The organism is Enterobacter sp. Tr-810 (assembly GCF_011752765.1).
Taxonomy (GTDB): Bacteria; Pseudomonadota; Gammaproteobacteria; order Enterobacterales; family Enterobacteriaceae; genus Enterobacter; species Enterobacter soli.
The window spans coordinates 168,374-184,698 of the sequence record NZ_VWWW01000006.1 but is presented as its reverse complement, the minus strand read 5'-3'; the positions used below and the strand labels follow the sequence as shown (position 1 = coordinate 184,698).

Genomic DNA, 16,325 nt, shown 5'->3' with positions numbered 1-16,325 from the left:
TGTCAAAACCAGAGCGTCAGTTCTGATCCTCTTGCTTGCATTTTTTCTGGCGCATCATGCGTGTTCTGTCGATAAATTCGTGTGTGATGGGATCGTGGTAACGCGATGGCCAGATTATCCACGGATCGGTTTCCAGAGCGGTTGCAATGATTAACTCCCCCTTTGGCCATGGGCGGGTCAGTGCATTTGCCAGCGTAGAGGAGCTCAATCCGCTGCGACGCGATTCTGCTGCCAGCGATGTCCCTTTTTTGCGGAGTGCCGCAATAATATCGGCCGAGTGCCAGTCGATAAATTTCATATCCATAGTGCTGTCCTTGTATGCGTATTCGTCCGAGTCAGTTCTCTTGAAATGACTGCGTTACTATACCTTCTTCAAACATTCGTTCTAAAAGGTTCGCATTACCGGAAGCAACATTCAGAATAAGACATAGCTTTATTCATGCGGCCTGTAAGCTGGTTTTTTAACATGAACATGGAGTTTACAGGCGCTTATTGGAATATCCCCGTGAAGTGCACGGGGAAAGATGACGTATTAACGATCGCGCTGGACAGCGATGTGGGCAAGGCCGATTAGGGCATCACGCCATGGGCTGTCTGGGATGACCTGAAGCGCTTCAATGGCTTTATCCGCCTCTTCCTCTGCACGCTGGCGCGTCCAGTCAAGGGAACCGCAGATAGCCATTGTTTCCAGTACAGGTTCCAGAAGATGTCGACCATTTCCCTGCTCGATCGCTTCACGGATCATTTGGGCCTGCTCCGGAGAACCATTGCGCATAGCATGGAGCAGCGGCAGGGTTGGTTTGCCTTCGTTCAGGTCATCGCCGACATTTTTACCGAGCGTTTCGCCATCTGCGCTGTAGTCCAGTAAATCGTCAATCAGCTGAAATGCAGTGCCAAGATAGCGGCCATAGTCCTGTAATCCGCGCTCCTGAGCCTCTGAACATCCTGCCAGAATGCCAGAACACTGTGCTGCCGCTTCAAACAAACGCGCCGTTTTACTGTAAATCACGCGCATGTAGTTTTCTTCGGTGATGTCAGGATCGTTGACGTTCATCAGTTGCAGCACTTCACCTTCGGCAATGACGTTCACGGCTTCAGACATCACTTCCAGCACTTTCAGCGATCCCAGGTGGGTCATCATCTGGAAGGCGCGGGTATAGATAAAATCCCCCACCAGAACGCTGGCAGCGTTACCAAATGCGGCGTTTGCCGTGGCTTTACCACGACGCATGTCTGATTCGTCCACGACGTCGTCATGAAGTAGGGTCGCAGTGTGAATAAACTCGATCAGTGCCGCGATGGAGACGTGCGCATTTCCCTGATAGCCAACGGCTCTCGCCGCCAGAATGGCTATCATCGGGCGAATACGTTTGCCGCCGCCACTGACGATGTAATAGCCCAACTGATTGATCAGCTGAACGTCAGAGTTGAGTTGCTCCAGGATTGCTGCATTCACACCCGCCATATCTTGCGCGGTTAACTCATTGATTTTTTCTAAATTCATCGCAAAAGCCGGGCTTTTTATCCTGTTTATCCCACATCAAATGGGTTAACGAAGGGTTTCGGTTTATCAAAAGTAATGCTGATTGTACTGAAAAAACGGCTCAGATAAACGTTACCGTACGTGTTGTGTTTTTTTTCTTCATGTATTGACGGTAGCACTTGTCAAAGGCTCGCGTTTTGCGTAATATTCGCGCCCTATTGTGAATATTTATAGCGCACTCTGATTCATACGAGGACGTGCGCGGAAGCGGAGTTTATATGTACGCGGTTTTCCAAAGTGGTGGTAAACAACACCGAGTAAGCGAAGGTCAGACCGTTCGCCTGGAAAAGCTGGACATCGCAACTGGCGAATCTGTTGAATTCGCTGAAGTTCTGATGATCGCAAACGGTGAAGAAGTCAAAATCGGCGTTCCTTTCGTTGATGGCGGCGTTATCAAAGCTGAAGTTGTTGCACACGGTCGTGGCGAGAAAGTTAAAATCGTTAAGTTTCGTCGTCGTAAGCACTACCGTAAGCAGCAGGGCCACCGTCAGTGGTTCACTGATGTGAAAATTACTGGCATCAGCGCCTAAGACCTGAGGAGAGATTTAAATGGCACATAAAAAGGCTGGCGGCTCCACACGTAACGGTCGCGATTCAGAAGCTAAACGCCTGGGCGTTAAGCGTTTCGGTGGCGAATCCGTTCTGGCGGGTAGCATCATCGTTCGTCAACGTGGTACCAAATTCCACGCTGGCAACAACGTAGGTTGCGGTCGTGACCACACTCTGTTTGCTAAAGCAGACGGTAAAGTGAAATTTGAAGTTAAAGGCCCGAACAACCGTAAATACATCAGCATCGTTGCTGAGTAAGGTTTTCTCGGTCCGGTAACGGATTAAAGCCCCGCACCCTGTTGCGGGGCTTTTTACATTGGAAACCCGGTAATTTTTCTGTAGGGAAAACGGGCATGAAGCAGCAGGCCGGCATTGGTATTCTTTTGGCGCTCACCACCGCAATGTGTTGGGGTGCATTGCCAATTGCAATGAAGCAGGTACTGGAGGTCATGGAACCGCCCACGGTGGTGTTCTATCGCTTCCTGATGGCAAGCATTGGCCTTGGTGCAATCCTTGCGATTAAAGGTAAACTCCCGCCTCTGCGCATCTTCCGTAAACCGCGTTGGTTGGTGTTGCTGGCTATCGCGACGGGAGGCTTGTTCGGTAACTTCATCCTGTTCAGCTCTTCTCTGCAATATCTTAGCCCCACGGCATCGCAGGTGATTGGTCAACTTTCACCGGTAGGCATGATGGTCGCCAGCGTCTTTATCCTGAAAGAGAAGATGCGTGGTACGCAGATTATCGGGGCGAGTATGCTGCTGTGCGGTCTGGTGATGTTTTTCAACACCAACCTGATTGAGATTTTTACCCGGCTGACGGATTACACCTGGGGTGTCATTTTTGGCGTGGGTGCAGCAACGGTCTGGGTGAGCTACGGCGTCGCGCAAAAGGTGTTATTGCGTCGTCTTGCCTCACAGCAGATCCTCCTTTTGCTGTACACTTTGTGTACAATAGCATTGCTGCCGTTAGCAAAGCCGGGTGTGATCACCCAGCTTAGTGACTGGCAACTGGCGTGCCTCATTTTTTGTGGCTTGAATACGCTGGTCGGTTATGGCGCGCTCGCCGAAGCGATGGCGCGTTGGCAGGCAGCACAGGTGAGCGCGTTGATCACGCTGACCCCGCTGTTTACGCTGTTATTTTCAGATTTGTTATCAATGGCCTGGCCCGATGTCTTCGTCAAGCCGATGCTCAACTTGTTGGGTTATCTCGGTGCGTTTGTCGTGGTTGCGGGCGCGATGTATTCCGCCATTGGTCATCGTCTTTGGGGACGTTGGCGCAAAAATGAAGCGGTAGTAGTAGAAGTCCCCCGCTCAGGCGAATGAGTTACGGAGAGTAAAATGAAGTTTGTTGATGAAGCTACGATTCTGGTCGTGGCAGGTGATGGCGGTAACGGTTGTGTAAGCTTCCGCCGTGAAAAATATATTCCACGTGGCGGCCCTGATGGCGGCGACGGTGGTGATGGTGGTGACGTGTGGTTAGAGGCAGATGAGAACCTCAACACGCTGATCGACTACCGTTTCGAAAAATCTTTCCGCGCAGAGCGTGGCCAGAATGGCCAGAGCCGTGACTGTACCGGTAAGCGTGGTAAAGACGTCAACATTAAGGTTCCAGTCGGTACGCGTGTTATCGATCAGGGCACGGGTGAAACCATGGGCGACATGACCAAACACGGTCAGCGCCTGCTGGTTGCGAAAGGTGGTTGGCACGGTCTGGGTAACAGCCGTTTTAAATCATCTGTTAACCGTGCGCCACGTCAGAAAACCATGGGTACACCGGGTGATACGCGTGAACTGCAGCTGGAACTGATGCTGCTGGCAGACGTAGGGATGCTGGGGATGCCGAACGCCGGTAAATCGACCTTCATCCGTGCGGTGTCTGCCGCCAAGCCAAAAGTGGCGGATTATCCGTTTACCACGCTGGTACCAAGCCTGGGCGTTGTCCGCATGGACCACGAGAAGAGCTTCGTGGTTGCCGATATCCCGGGGTTGATTGAGGGTGCTGCAGAAGGCGCTGGACTGGGCATTCGCTTCCTGAAACACCTTGAGCGCTGCCGTGTACTGCTGCACATTGTTGATATTAACCCTATCGATGAATCCGATCCGGTTGAAAACGCCCGTATCATCGTCGGCGAACTGGAAAAATACAGCGAAAAACTCGCAGGTAAGCCGCGCTGGCTGGTCTTCAACAAGGTCGACCTGATGGATAAAGCGGAAGCTGAAGCGAAAGCCAAAGCGATCGCAGAAGCGATGGGTTGGGAAGATAAATACTACCTGATCTCTGCTGCAAGCCAGGTTGGCGTGAAAGATCTCTGCTGGGATGTGATGACCTTTATCATCGAAAACCCAATTGCTCCTGCGGAAGAAATGAAGCAGCCTGAAAAAGTCGAATTCATGTGGGATGACTACCACCGTCAACAGCTCGAAGAGCTGGAAGCGGAAGACGATGATGAAGACTGGGACGATGACTGGGATGAAGACGACGAAGAAGGCGTCGAGTTCATCTACAAGCACTAATCTCTGTAACAAGCCCCCTGCAAAGGGGGCTTTTTTTTAGCTCAGCACTGAAGGTAACCAGCAGCTGGCGATCAAGCCGCCTTCCGGACCATTCTCAAGCGTCAGTTTGCCGTGGTGGAGCTGAACAATACGCTGGACGATGCTCAGCCCCAGGCCACTTCCTCCGTAACGCTGATCAAGACGGCGGAAAGGTTCGGTGATCGATTGCCGGTGTGCCTCATCGATACCCGGTCCCTGATCGATAACGCTTACCTCAGTACCATCGTCTTGCTGCGTGACTCTGACCGTAATCGTCGTTCCTGTTGGGCTATAGCGCGCAGCATTCTCCAGCAGGTTTCTGAGCATCAGACGCAACAGAACGGCATCGCCCTGCACGGTCAGAGGACTTTTCTCCGGCCAAATCACCTTATGTTCTTTGGCTTCATGCTCAAGCCCGAGTGGCGCGATTATATTCTCCGTCCAGACGAGGGTGTCGTAGTGTCCACTGGCCATCGCCTGCCCGGCCCGGGCCAGCATCAGCAATTGCTCTACCGTGTGCATCAGTTGATCGATGCGGCTAATTAAGGTCTTCGCCTGTGCAGAGCCCGCCTGAGCCATCAGCTCCAGGTGCAACCTTATCCCTGCAAGCGGGGTACGTAACTCATGGGCCGCGTCTGCGGTGAATAGCCGCTCCTGCTGAATGGTATGGTCCAGACGGGCGAGCAGTTGATTGAGTGATGTGGTGACCGCGCCAATCTCTTCCATATCGGAATACATAGGCAGTGGTGTGAGATTATCCGCCGAGCGGTTGGCCAGGCTGTCGCGCAGCTGATTCAGCGGCCGTGTTATCCAGGTCACTGCCCAGAAAGAGAAAAGCAGAGTAAAGCTGACCATGACCAGAGATGGCACCAGCAGCGAGGCAATGGCTTCACGGATCTCTTTTTCAACATGGTTGTTTCGCGCTTTAGCAGATAACGTCTCACTGACCAGAAAGCTAATCTGTTCACGGCTCTCATGCCACAGCCAGACCACGCTTATCAGCTGGAAAAATAACAAAATAACCGCCAGCAGTATCATCAGTCGCCGACGCATACTGTTCATTTCTGGCTCTCCAGCCGATAGCCCACGCCGCGCACGGTTTTGATCCTGTCTTTACCAAGCTTACGGCGCAAATTATGGATATGCACTTCAAGCGTGTTTGAACCAGGATCATCCTGCCAGGAGTAGATGTCTTGCTGGAGCGTTTCCCGGTGTACTGTCTGGCCGCTTCGCATAATAAGGCGCGTCAGCAGCGCAAACTCTTTAGGCGTGACCTCAACGGGCTGTGCACTACGCAGTACCTGTTGTGTTTGCAGGTTCAGCGTTATGTCGCCATCCGTCAGCAGGTTATCGCTGTGACCCTGATAGCGGCGGATAAGCGCCCGCGCCCGCGCCTGAAGTTCGGCGAGGGCAAAAGGTTTAACCAGATAATCATCTGCGCCAGAGTCGAGACCGTTGATCCTGTCTTCCAGGGAATCACGGGCGGTGAGGATCAGGACCGGGTTTGAAATACCCCGGCGGCGCCACTGACTCAGCAGCGTTGCGCCGTCTTTATCGGGTAACCCTAAATCGAGGATCACCAGGCTGTATTCACCACTTTGGATCAAGGAATCCGCTTCAGCTGCGGTCGCTGCGCAGTCCAGCGCATAGCCTTCGTTAGCCAGCGCCAGTGACAGTCCTTCCTGCAATAACAGATCGTCTTCAACAATAAGTAATTTCATCACTAATTATTCTGGTAGATGTCTTTGTAAAGCCGGCTCTCAAACCGAACCAGCGGAATACGACGATTGCGCTGATCGGCCGGTTCAACAGCGTAGCCGGAGAGGTACTGCACGAATGCCATGCGTTGTCCGCTGGCGGTGGTGATAAAACCGGCAAGGTTGTATACCCCTTGCAGTGAACCTGTTTTGGCTGAGACTTTGCCATCTACGCCAGCGGCGTGAAGCCCGGCGCGGTACTGAAGTGAACCATCGTGCCCGGCGAGGGGCAGCATCGAAATAAAGTTTAGCTCAGAGTCATGTTGTGCAATGTACTGAAGTACTTGCATCATTGTTGCAGGGGAGATCAAGTTATGGCGTGATAACCCGGAACCGTCGACGGCGATGGTATTACCCAGATCAACACCGGCCTGTTGACGCAAGATCTGACGAACCGCATCGGAACCCGCACGCCAGGTGCCTGGAACGCCGAAACGGGCATGACCAATCATTCTGAAAACGGTATCAGCAATCATGTTGTCTGATTTTTTCAGCATGATTTTCAGTAAGTCGTGAAGCGGCGCAGACTGCTTGCTGGCGATCACCGTGCCGGGCTGATTGACCTGCGTCTGGCGCAGCAGCGTTCCGGTGTAGGTAATTCCTGCCTGCTTCAGCTCGTCTTTGATAATGGCTCCGGCATAGCTGGCACCATCCTGAATCGCGAAAGCCAGCGGAAGAGGGTCTGCACGTTGCGTCAGGCAGCCGGTAAGCGTGAAGCGGTTAAGATCCCCTGGTACAACGTCGAGCTCGCAATACTGCGCATCCGGCGAGCCTTTTGCCAGCGTGCGAACCTGGCTAAACATTGTCACCGGGTAATATGACGCCACGCGGATAAACGCTAAATCGTCTGGTTTTGGGGCGCTATAGAGCGACACAGAGAAGCAGTTACGATCAACAATGGCCGCCGCTGGCGGGGCGCTAAAGCACTGCGTCATGTCGTTCCAGGGCCAGCCTGGGGCTTTATCATGGCTGGCAAAAATGGAGGTGTCGATCAGTACGTTGCCTTCAATCTTCTGGACGCCGGATTTCTTGAGCACCGCAACCATGTTGCGAATATCCTGGCGTTTCAGCGTAGGATCGCCGCCAAATCGGGCGATCAGGTCACCTTTCAGCACGCCGCCATCGACATTACCTTTGCTTTCAAGCGTTGTGGTAAAGCGAAAGTCAGGGCCAAGCTGAAGTAGGGCGGCAAGTCCAGTGATAACCTTCTGGGTACTGGCAGGCAGCGCCATTTGCTGACTGTGATAGTCAATATCAGGCGTCTGAGCCCCGACCTTTTGCACGATCAGTGCAAGGTTAGCACCTGCGGGCAGCTGATTAATGTACTCATCAACATTCGCGGCCTGGACGGCGAACGTTAAACTGGTAGTCAATCCGATGATAAATCTGGAAAATCGCATAATCTCGCGCTAACAACCCGGAAACAAACCGCCATACTACGGCGCAACCCCCTGCAAAGTAAACGATGACCCATAGTGAACTTCGCGGTAAAATACGTATCAAATTGAAAAATTGCTGCTGACCTGGGCTTTGCTTCCGGGTCGGTTTTCTTTTTGCTTCTGGCCCGCTCATGGTCATGACTAACGTGGGCACAGGGGCGGGGCGGGTAATGTCGCTCCCAACAGGAATGTTTAAGAGGTATAACAAATGCAAGCTATTCCGATGACCTTACGTGGTGCCGAAAAACTGCGCGAAGAGCTGGATTTCCTGAAATCTGTCCGTCGCCCTGAAATCATCGCCGCTATCGCGGATGCGCGTGAGCATGGCGACCTGAAAGAGAATGCTGAATACCACGCCGCGCGTGAGCAGCAGGGCTTCTGTGAAGGGCGTATTAAAGATATCGAAGCTAAGCTGTCTAATGCGCAGGTTATCGATATCACTAAGATGCCAAACAATGGCCGCGTTATCTTTGGTGCTACCGTCAATGTACTGAACCTGGACACCGAAGAAGAACAGACTTATCGCATAGTGGGTGATGATGAGGCTGATTTTAAACAGAACCTGATCTCTGTGAACTCGCCGATTGCGCGTGGCCTGATCGGTAAAGAGCAGGATGATGTTGTTAACATCCGTACGCCGGGTGGCGAAGTGGAATACGAAATTATCAAGGTTGAGTACCTGTAATTCGCATCTCCGCTAAGATGTTGATACATTGTAAAGAAAGGAAAAAGGCCGCATAGCGGCCTTTTATCAACTCAAGGAGCGTGGCATTTTGCTCACCTGCTGACAGAAATCCCTCGTTTTACACAGAAAATGTGTTCGATTCAGGATATTCTTAGCGTGGCAGCGAGATTTTACGCTCTTTAGATGGGCGATAGAGCACCAGCGTTTTACCGATGACCTGTACATTACAGGCGCCGGTTTCGCGCACGATGGCTTCCACGATCAGGTTTTTAGTGTCTCTGTCTTCAGAGGCGATTTTCACCTTGATCAGCTCGTGGTGTTCCAGCGCTTGTTCAATCTCGGCAAGCACCCCTTCGGTCAAACCATTGTTGCCAAGCATGACTACAGGCTTGAGCGGATGTGCCAGACCTTTAAGGTGCTGTTTTTGTTTAGTACTCAGATTCATCGTATATTTTTGCTTACGTTGGGATTGAAAACGGTTCATTCTACCGCCATCTCCCTAATATCGCCAAATAGCTGCGTAGAAATTTACGTCACAGGCAAGCAACGATGAACCAAGACGGAAATGTTAAATGACAGGTAAAAAGCGTTCTGCCAGTTCCAGCCGCTGGCTTCAGGAACACTTTAGCGATAAATATGTTCTTCAGGCGCAGAAAAAGGGGTTGCGATCCCGCGCCTGGTTTAAACTTGATGAAATACAGCAAAGTGACAAACTTTTTAAACCGGGAATGACGGTTGTCGACCTCGGTGCGGCACCTGGCGGATGGTCCCAGTATGCGGTAACGCAGATAGGCGGTACGGGCCGAATCATCGCATGTGATCTTTTACCAATGGATCCAATTGTCGGTGTGGACTTCCTTCAGGGCGACTTTCGTGATGAATTAGTGCTGAAAGCGTTACTTGATCGTGTAGGTGATAGTAAGGTCCAGGTTGTCATGTCCGATATGGCACCAAATATGTGCGGAACACCGGCGGTGGATATCCCCCGTGCCATGTATCTGGTGGAGCTAGCGTTAGAAATGTGTCGTGATGTTCTAGCGCCTGGTGGTAGTTTTGTTGTGAAGGTGTTTCAGGGCGAAGGTTTCGAGGAGTACCTTAAGGAAATTCGCTCCCTGTTTGCGAAGGTCAAAGTTCGTAAGCCGGACTCTTCCCGGGCTCGCTCCCGAGAAGTGTATATTGTAGCGACCGGGCGAAAATGATAACCGGTGGATTTCAAACGAAAGTTTGAATGAAGCTGAATATTGAGTATCCTGACGCTGTTTTTAACACAGTTGTAATGTGAGGTTAATCCCTTGAGTGACATGGCGAAAAACCTAATACTCTGGCTGGTCATTGCCGTTGTGCTGATGTCAGTATTCCAGAGCTTTGGGCCCAGCGAGTCGAATGGCCGCAAGGTGGATTATTCTACCTTCCTGCAAGAGGTCAATCAGGACCAGGTTCGCGAAGCGCGTATCAACGGACGTGAGATCAACGTTACCAAGAAAGATAGTAACCGTTACACGACCTACATCCCGGTGAACGATCCTAAGCTGCTTGATAACCTTCTGACCAAAAACGTCAAGGTGGTAGGCGAGCCGCCAGAAGAACCAAGCCTGCTGGCTTCTATCTTCATCTCCTGGTTCCCGATGCTGCTTCTTATTGGCGTCTGGATCTTCTTTATGCGCCAGATGCAGGGCGGCGGTGGCAAAGGTGCCATGTCGTTCGGTAAGAGCAAGGCGCGTATGCTAACGGAAGACCAGATCAAGACCACGTTTGCGGATGTCGCTGGTTGTGACGAAGCGAAAGAAGAGGTGGGTGAGCTGGTAGAATACCTTCGTGAGCCGAGCCGTTTCCAGAAACTGGGCGGTAAGATCCCGAAAGGCGTTCTGATGGTGGGGCCTCCTGGTACCGGTAAAACCCTGCTGGCAAAAGCCATTGCGGGTGAAGCGAAGGTGCCGTTCTTTACTATTTCAGGTTCTGACTTCGTTGAAATGTTCGTGGGTGTTGGTGCATCTCGTGTGCGTGACATGTTCGAGCAGGCCAAGAAGGCAGCGCCGTGCATTATCTTCATCGATGAAATCGACGCCGTAGGCCGCCAGCGTGGCGCAGGCCTGGGTGGCGGTCACGATGAACGTGAACAGACGCTGAACCAGATGCTGGTTGAGATGGACGGCTTTGAAGGTAACGAAGGTATTATCGTTATCGCAGCAACTAACCGCCCAGACGTACTTGACCCAGCGCTGCTGCGTCCAGGCCGTTTCGACCGTCAGGTTGTGGTTGGTCTGCCGGATGTTCGCGGCCGTGAACAGATTCTGAAAGTTCACATGCGTCGCGTACCGCTGGCGCCAGATATCGACGCAGCAATCATTGCGCGTGGTACTCCGGGCTTCTCCGGTGCGGATCTGGCGAACCTGGTCAACGAAGCTGCACTGTTTGCTGCTCGCGGCAACAAGCGCGTGGTGTCCATGGTGGAATTCGAAAAAGCGAAAGACAAAATCATGATGGGTGCGGAACGCCGCTCCATGGTGATGACGGAAGCGCAGAAAGAGTCCACGGCATACCACGAAGCAGGCCATGCGATTATCGGTCGCCTGGTACCGGAACACGATCCGGTGCATAAAGTGACGATTATTCCTCGTGGTCGCGCTCTGGGCGTAACATTCTTCCTGCCGGAAGGTGATGCGATCAGCGCCAGCCGTCAGAAACTGGAAAGCCAGATTTCGACCCTGTACGGCGGTCGTCTGGCAGAAGAGATTATCTACGGTGCAGAACATGTTTCTACCGGTGCGTCTAACGACATTAAAGTCGCGACTAACCTGGCGCGTAACATGGTGACTCAGTGGGGCTTCTCCGACAAACTCGGTCCGCTGCTGTATGCAGAGGAAGAGGGTGAAGTATTCCTGGGCCGCTCGGTTGCGAAAGCGAAACATATGTCCGATGAGACTGCACGTATCATCGATCAGGAAGTGAAAGCACTGATTGAACGCAACTACGGTCGTGCTCGTGAAATCCTGAACGACAATCTGGATATTCTGCATTCGATGAAAGACGCGCTCATGAAATATGAGACTATCGATGCTCCGCAGATTGACGACCTGATGGCTCGCCGCGAAGTGCGTCCGCCAGCAGGCTGGGAAGACCCAGGCGCTTCCAACAATTCTGACAACAATGGCACCCCACGTGCTCCGCGTCCGGTTGATGAACCGCGTACGCCGAACCCGGGCAACACCATGTCAGAACAGTTGGGCGACAAGTAAGCCTCTGCTGTTGATGATATTGTTTGTACCTGAAACCCTGGAGCTTGCTCCGGGGTTTTTCTTTTTTGTTAAACCATTTTAATACCAGGGATTTCGCCATGAAACTTTTCGCCCAGGACTCGCATCTCGATCTTTCACATCCGCATGTGATGGGGATCCTGAATGTCACCCCTGATTCCTTCTCTGACGGTGGCACGCATAACACGCTTATCGAGGCCGTTAAACACGCTAACTTGATGATTAATGCGGGTGCGACCATCATTGATGTCGGTGGGGAGTCTACACGTCCTGGTGCGGCAGATGTTTCGGTTGAAGAAGAGCTGGCGCGCGTAGTCCCTGTGGTTGAAGCCATTGCGCAGCGTTTTGAAGTGTGGATCTCTGTCGATACCTCTAAACCGGAGGTTATCCGTGAAGTGGCGAGAGTGGGTGCTCACATTATTAATGATATTCGTTCGCTCACAGAACCAGGTGCGCTGGAAGCCGCCGCAGAAACCGGCCTACCGGTTTGCCTGATGCATATGCAGGGGCAGCCGAAAACCATGCAGGAAGCACCTAAATACGATGATGTGTTTGCTGATGTGAATCGCTTCTTTATTGAACATATTGCACGGTGTGAACGTGCGGGTATCGCAAAAGAGAAATTGATACTCGACCCGGGCTTCGGTTTCGGTAAAAATCTCTCCCATAATTATGAGCTGCTTTCACGCTTATCCGCGTTTCATCAGTACGGACTGCCGCTGCTGGTCGGAATGTCGAGAAAATCGATGATTGGGCAGTTACTGAATGTAGGGCCGAGCGAACGTCTGAGTGGCAGCCTGGCTTGCGCGGTGATTGCAGCGATGCAAGGCGCGCACATTATTCGCGTCCATGACGTCAAAGAGACAGTAGAAGCCATGCGTGTGGTTGAAGCCACACTGGCGGCGAAGGAAAATAAACGCTATGAGTAATCGTAAATATTTTGGTACCGATGGCATCCGTGGGCGCGTAGGCGATGCTCCAATCACTCCCGACTTTGTTCTGAAACTGGGCTGGGCGGCAGGCAAGGTGCTGGCGCGTCATGGTTCCCGTAAAATCATTATCGGTAAAGATACCCGTATTTCAGGCTACATGCTGGAATCAGCCCTGGAAGCCGGCCTGGCTGCTGCGGGGTTGTCCGCGTCTTTCACGGGGCCAATGCCAACGCCTGCCGTTGCATACCTGACGCGCGCCTTCCGTGCTGAAGCCGGAATTGTTATTTCTGCCTCCCACAATCCGTTTTATGACAACGGCATCAAATTCTTCTCCATCGACGGCACTAAGCTCCCGGACGAAGTTGAAGAAGCGATCGAAGCTGAAATGGAAAAAGAGATCACCTGCGTCGACTCTGCTGAGCTGGGTAAAGCCAGCCGCATCGTTGATGCTGCCGGTCGCTATATTGAGTTCTGCAAAGGCACATTTCCGAATGAACTGAGCCTGGGCCATCTGAAGATTGTTGTGGACTGCGCAAACGGTGCGACCTACCACATTGCGCCGAATGTTTTCCGCGAGCTGGGTGCGAAAGTGATCACCATTGGTTGTGAACCCGATGGTCTGAATATTAACGAAGAAGTCGGTGCAACGGATGTTCGCGCCCTCCAGGCTCGTGTTCTGGCAGAAAAAGCGGATCTCGGTATCGCGCTGGACGGTGATGGCGACCGTGTCATTATGGTCGACCACGAAGGGAATAAGGTCGATGGCGATCAGATCCTCTATATCATTGCGCGTGAAGCGCTGCGTCAGGGCCAGTTACGCGGTGGCGCAGTAGGAACGCTGATGAGCAACATGGGCCTTGAGCTGGCACTGAAACAGCTGGGTATTCCGTTTGTTCGCGCCAAAGTGGGCGACCGCTATGTGCTGGAAAAACTCCAGGAGAAAGGCTGGCGTATCGGGGCTGAAAACTCAGGTCACGTTATTCTGCTCGACAAAACAACGACCGGTGACGGTATTGTCGCGGGGCTCCAGATTGTTGCGGCAATGGTGCGTAACCATATGAGCCTGCACGATCTGTGCAGCGGTATGAAAATGTTCCCGCAGATCCTGGTAAACGTACGTTTCACTGCTGGCAAAGGCGACCCGCTGGAAAATGAAAATGTGAAAGCGGTGATGGCGGATGTTGAAGCGGCTCTGGGCAGCCGTGGACGCGTACTGCTGCGTAAGTCCGGAACTGAACCTTTGATTCGCGTGATGGTAGAAGGTGAGGACGAAGCGCAGGTGACCGAATTTGCGCACCGTATTGCGGATGCCGTAAAAGCTGCATAGCCTATCATGTTAAGTGTTTAAAAAGGCGGCGCTTGCCGCCCTTGTTTTGTGCAATTAATGGTGTTTTGCTGTTTTTTTCCGCAGTTGATACAATGCGTCGAAAATGCCCTTGCGAAGGTCATTCGCTTTGGTTAGTATTCACACCCGCTTCAGTGGGAAACAAAATCCTGCTAATTGGTCGAAGCATTGGTATGCGGCAAATCCGCAAGGAACAGGTTGATTATGTACGAAGCTCTTTTAGTTATTTTCCTTATTGTAGCCATCGCTCTCGTAGCGCTGATCATGCTGCAGCAAGGTAAAGGCGCTGATATGGGAGCCTCCTTCGGAGCAGGCGCTTCCGGTACGCTGTTTGGTTCAAGTGGTTCTGCGAACTTCATGACCCGTACAACGGCGATTCTGGCTACGCTGTTCTTCATCATCAGTCTGGCGCTGGGCAATATCAACAGCAACAAGACCAGTAAAGGAAGCGAGTGGGAAAATCTGAGTGCGCCAGCGAAAACTGAGCAGACTACTCAGCCAGCTGAACCGGCTAAGCCGACCAGCGATATCCCGCACTAACAGCAGTATCCGTACCGAGGTGGTGGAATTGGTAGACACGCTACCTTGAGGTGGTAGTGCCCTAACGGGCTTGTGGGTTCGAGTCCCATCCTCGGTACCAATATTCCAGAAGAAAGACGTCGAAAGACGTCTTTTTTTCGTCTGTACATTCTGTGTCTCCGATCTTTTGTAGGGCGGGTAAGCGAAGGCCATAAAAAAGGCGCCCATCGGGCGCCTTTTGCAATTCTGGTCAGCGATTACTTCTTGTCGCTGTGTTCCAGGTTCTCAACCTGCGGCAGGCCGTTACCGGAGTTTGCGGAAAGCAGGCCATTTTCAATATAGTTGAACAGCTTCTCGCGGGTATCTGTAATGTCCAGATTACGCATGGTCAGCTGGCCAATACGGTCATCAGGAGAGAACACAGACTCGCCTTTTTCCATGGTCAGACGTTCAGCTTTGTAAGTCAGGTTGTCAGACACGGTGTTCAGGATTGAGTAGTCGTTACCACGACGCAGTTCCAGCGTAACTTCACCGGTGATTGCGCTTGCCACCCAACGTTGCAGGGAATCACGCAGCATCAGTGCCTGTGGATCGAACCAGCGACCCTGATACAGCAGTTTACCCAGCTGACGGCCATGAGAGTGATACTGCTCGATGGTATCTTCGTTATGAATACCGGTAAGCAGACGTTCGTAAGCGATATGCAACAGCGCCATTCCCGGGGCTTCGTAGATGCCACGGCTTTTCGCTTCAATGATACGGTTTTCAATCTGATCGCTCATACCCAGACCGTGACGGCCGCCAATGCGGTTAGCTTCCAGCATCAGTTCCACATCATCAGCAAAGGTCTGGCCGTTCAGCGCTACCGGGTGGCCGCGCTCAAAGCGTACGGTCACTTCTTCTGACTGGATTTTTACATTCTCATCCCAGAATTTCACGCCCATGATTGGGTTAACGATTTTTACGCTGGAGTTCAGGAATTCCAGGTCTTTCGCTTCGTGCGTCGCGCCCAGCATGTTGGAGTCGGTGGAGTAGGCTTTCTCGACAGACATTTTGTAGTCAAAGCCGCAGGCGATCATAAACTCGGACATTTCATGACGACCGCCCAGTTCATCGATAAAGTCAGTATCCAGCCACGGCTTATAAATTTGCAGTTCGGCGTTGGTCAGCAGGCCATAACGATAGAAACGCTCAATATCGTTGCCTTTATAGGTGCTGCCATCACCCCAGATGTTCACGCCATCTTCTTTCATCGCCGCAACCAGCATGGTGCCGGTAACAGCACGACCCAGCGGAGTGGTGTTGAAATAGGTCAGGCCGCCAGTGGTGTTATGGAATGCGCCGCACTGAATAGCTGCAATACCTTCAGCGACCAGTTGCTTACGGCAGTCAATCAGACGTGCGTTCTCTGCGCCATACTCCATGGCACGACGAGGGATCGCATCATAATCTTCCTCATCTGGCTGACCGAGGTTCGCAGTATATGCATAAGGAACCGCTCCCTTTTGGCGCATCCACAGCAGTGCAGCGCTGGTATCCAGACCGCCGGAGAAGGCGATGCCTATACGTTGTCCTACCGGAAGATGCTTGAGAATCGTCGTCATAAAATAAAACCCTGCTTGATTGACTGATTAGAGACCGCTTTCGCTCTCATTGCATGATTATGCAAAATAAGTGAGTTTTCATTTAATCATCTTTTGCCGATGACCGGAAGAGATTCATGTGCTTTTTGTAAAAATTTCCCTCGCTGCAAGCCAGTTGTCGCTAGGAT

17 protein-coding genes and 1 tRNA gene are annotated in these 16,325 nt (G+C 52.1%); 11 read left to right on the top strand and 7 right to left on the bottom strand.

The annotated features are described in order from the left end of the window. Positions 1-16 precede the first annotated feature (16 nt). On the bottom strand, positions 17-304 hold the full coding sequence (gene sfsB, locus F3J30_RS17445) for a DNA-binding transcriptional regulator SfsB (protein WP_014071939.1): 288 nt from the start codon (positions 302-304) through the stop codon (positions 17-19). Positions 305-532: 228 nt separating this feature from the next. Then, complete coding sequence (gene ispB, locus F3J30_RS17440; protein WP_166718037.1) at positions 533-1,504, bottom strand: octaprenyl diphosphate synthase; 972 nt, start codon at positions 1,502-1,504, stop codon at positions 533-535. A gap of 257 nt (positions 1,505-1,761) precedes the next feature. Between ispB and rplU the strand changes: the two genes are divergently transcribed. From rplU to cgtA, 4 genes are all read left to right on the top strand, one after another. Next, positions 1,762-2,073 carry a 50S ribosomal protein L21 gene (rplU, locus tag F3J30_RS17435; RefSeq protein ID WP_003025032.1) on the top strand — a complete coding sequence of 104 codons (312 nt, stop codon included), beginning with the start codon at positions 1,762-1,764 and terminating at the stop codon, positions 2,071-2,073. A 19-nt stretch (positions 2,074-2,092) separates the two neighbouring features. Next, on the top strand, positions 2,093-2,350 hold the full coding sequence (rpmA, locus tag F3J30_RS17430; protein WP_004385076.1) for a 50S ribosomal protein L27: 258 nt from the start codon (positions 2,093-2,095) through the stop codon (positions 2,348-2,350). A gap of 95 nt (positions 2,351-2,445) precedes the next feature. Then, positions 2,446-3,414 (top strand): DMT family transporter, encoded by a 969-nt coding sequence (locus F3J30_RS17425; RefSeq protein ID WP_166718036.1) that lies wholly within the window; start codon positions 2,446-2,448, stop codon positions 3,412-3,414. A 15-nt stretch (positions 3,415-3,429) separates the two neighbouring features. Beyond that, the gene (cgtA, locus tag F3J30_RS17420) at positions 3,430-4,605 is read left to right on the top strand and encodes an Obg family GTPase CgtA (RefSeq protein ID WP_014071936.1); all 1,176 of its coding nucleotides are present in this window, start codon (positions 3,430-3,432) and stop codon (positions 4,603-4,605) included. A gap of 36 nt (positions 4,606-4,641) precedes the next feature. Here cgtA and pmrB read toward each other — a convergent pair whose 3' ends face one another. The 3 genes from pmrB to dacB are packed head-to-tail and all read right to left on the bottom strand — an operon-like array spanning position 4,642 to position 7,780. Then, on the bottom strand, positions 4,642-5,685 hold the full coding sequence (gene pmrB, locus F3J30_RS17415; protein ID WP_166718035.1) for a two-component system sensor histidine kinase PmrB: 1,044 nt from the start codon (positions 5,683-5,685) through the stop codon (positions 4,642-4,644). Continuing rightward, positions 5,682-6,344: a two-component system response regulator PmrA gene (pmrA, locus tag F3J30_RS17410; protein ID WP_166718034.1), complete on the bottom strand. Its 663-nt coding sequence runs from the start codon at positions 6,342-6,344 to the stop codon at positions 5,682-5,684. The genes pmrB and pmrA overlap by 4 nt, the downstream gene beginning before the upstream one ends. 2 nt (positions 6,345-6,346) lie before the next feature. Then, positions 6,347-7,780 carry a serine-type D-Ala-D-Ala carboxypeptidase gene (dacB, locus tag F3J30_RS17405; protein WP_014071933.1) on the bottom strand — a complete coding sequence of 478 codons (1,434 nt, stop codon included), beginning with the start codon at positions 7,778-7,780 and terminating at the stop codon, positions 6,347-6,349. 247 nt (positions 7,781-8,027) lie between these two features. Between dacB and greA the strand changes: the two genes are divergently transcribed. Further along, a complete protein-coding gene (gene greA, locus F3J30_RS17400; RefSeq protein ID WP_014071932.1) occupies positions 8,028-8,504 on the top strand; it encodes a transcription elongation factor GreA in 477 nt (158 codons plus the stop codon). Positions 8,505-8,655: 151 nt separating this feature from the next. On the opposite strand, the gene yhbY is transcribed toward greA, so the two are convergent. Continuing rightward, positions 8,656-8,949, bottom strand: a complete 294-nt coding sequence (gene yhbY / locus F3J30_RS17395) for a ribosome assembly RNA-binding protein YhbY (RefSeq protein ID WP_003861814.1) — start codon at positions 8,947-8,949, stop codon at positions 8,656-8,658. A 127-nt stretch (positions 8,950-9,076) separates the two neighbouring features. Between yhbY and rlmE the strand changes: the two genes are divergently transcribed. The 6 genes from rlmE to F3J30_RS17365 all read left to right on the top strand — a co-directional run bounded on the left by rlmE (position 9,077) and on the right by F3J30_RS17365 (position 14,675). Continuing rightward, a complete protein-coding gene (gene rlmE, locus F3J30_RS17390) occupies positions 9,077-9,703 on the top strand; it encodes a 23S rRNA (uridine(2552)-2'-O)-methyltransferase RlmE (protein WP_014071931.1) in 627 nt (208 codons plus the stop codon). Between the two features lie 102 nt (positions 9,704-9,805). After that, positions 9,806-11,740 (top strand): ATP-dependent zinc metalloprotease FtsH, encoded by a 1,935-nt coding sequence (gene ftsH / locus F3J30_RS17385; protein WP_041162135.1) that lies wholly within the window; start codon positions 9,806-9,808, stop codon positions 11,738-11,740. Positions 11,741-11,838: 98 nt separating this feature from the next. Then, positions 11,839-12,687: a dihydropteroate synthase gene (gene folP / locus F3J30_RS17380; protein WP_014071929.1), complete on the top strand. Its 849-nt coding sequence runs from the start codon at positions 11,839-11,841 to the stop codon at positions 12,685-12,687. Next, positions 12,680-14,017, top strand: a complete 1,338-nt coding sequence (glmM, locus tag F3J30_RS17375) for a phosphoglucosamine mutase (protein ID WP_166718033.1) — start codon at positions 12,680-12,682, stop codon at positions 14,015-14,017. Before folP ends, glmM begins: the two co-directional genes overlap by 8 nt. Positions 14,018-14,239: 222 nt before the next feature. Then, a complete protein-coding gene (secG, locus tag F3J30_RS17370; protein WP_014071905.1) occupies positions 14,240-14,575 on the top strand; it encodes a preprotein translocase subunit SecG in 336 nt (111 codons plus the stop codon). A gap of 13 nt (positions 14,576-14,588) precedes the next feature. Beyond that, a tRNA-Leu gene (locus F3J30_RS17365) sits at positions 14,589-14,675 on the top strand. A gap of 136 nt (positions 14,676-14,811) precedes the next feature. On the opposite strand, the gene argG is transcribed toward F3J30_RS17365, so the two are convergent. After that, entirely contained in the window at positions 14,812-16,158 is a 1,347-nt protein-coding gene (gene argG, locus F3J30_RS17360; RefSeq protein ID WP_166718032.1) for an argininosuccinate synthase, read from the bottom strand. Positions 16,159-16,325: the final 167 nt, after the last annotated feature.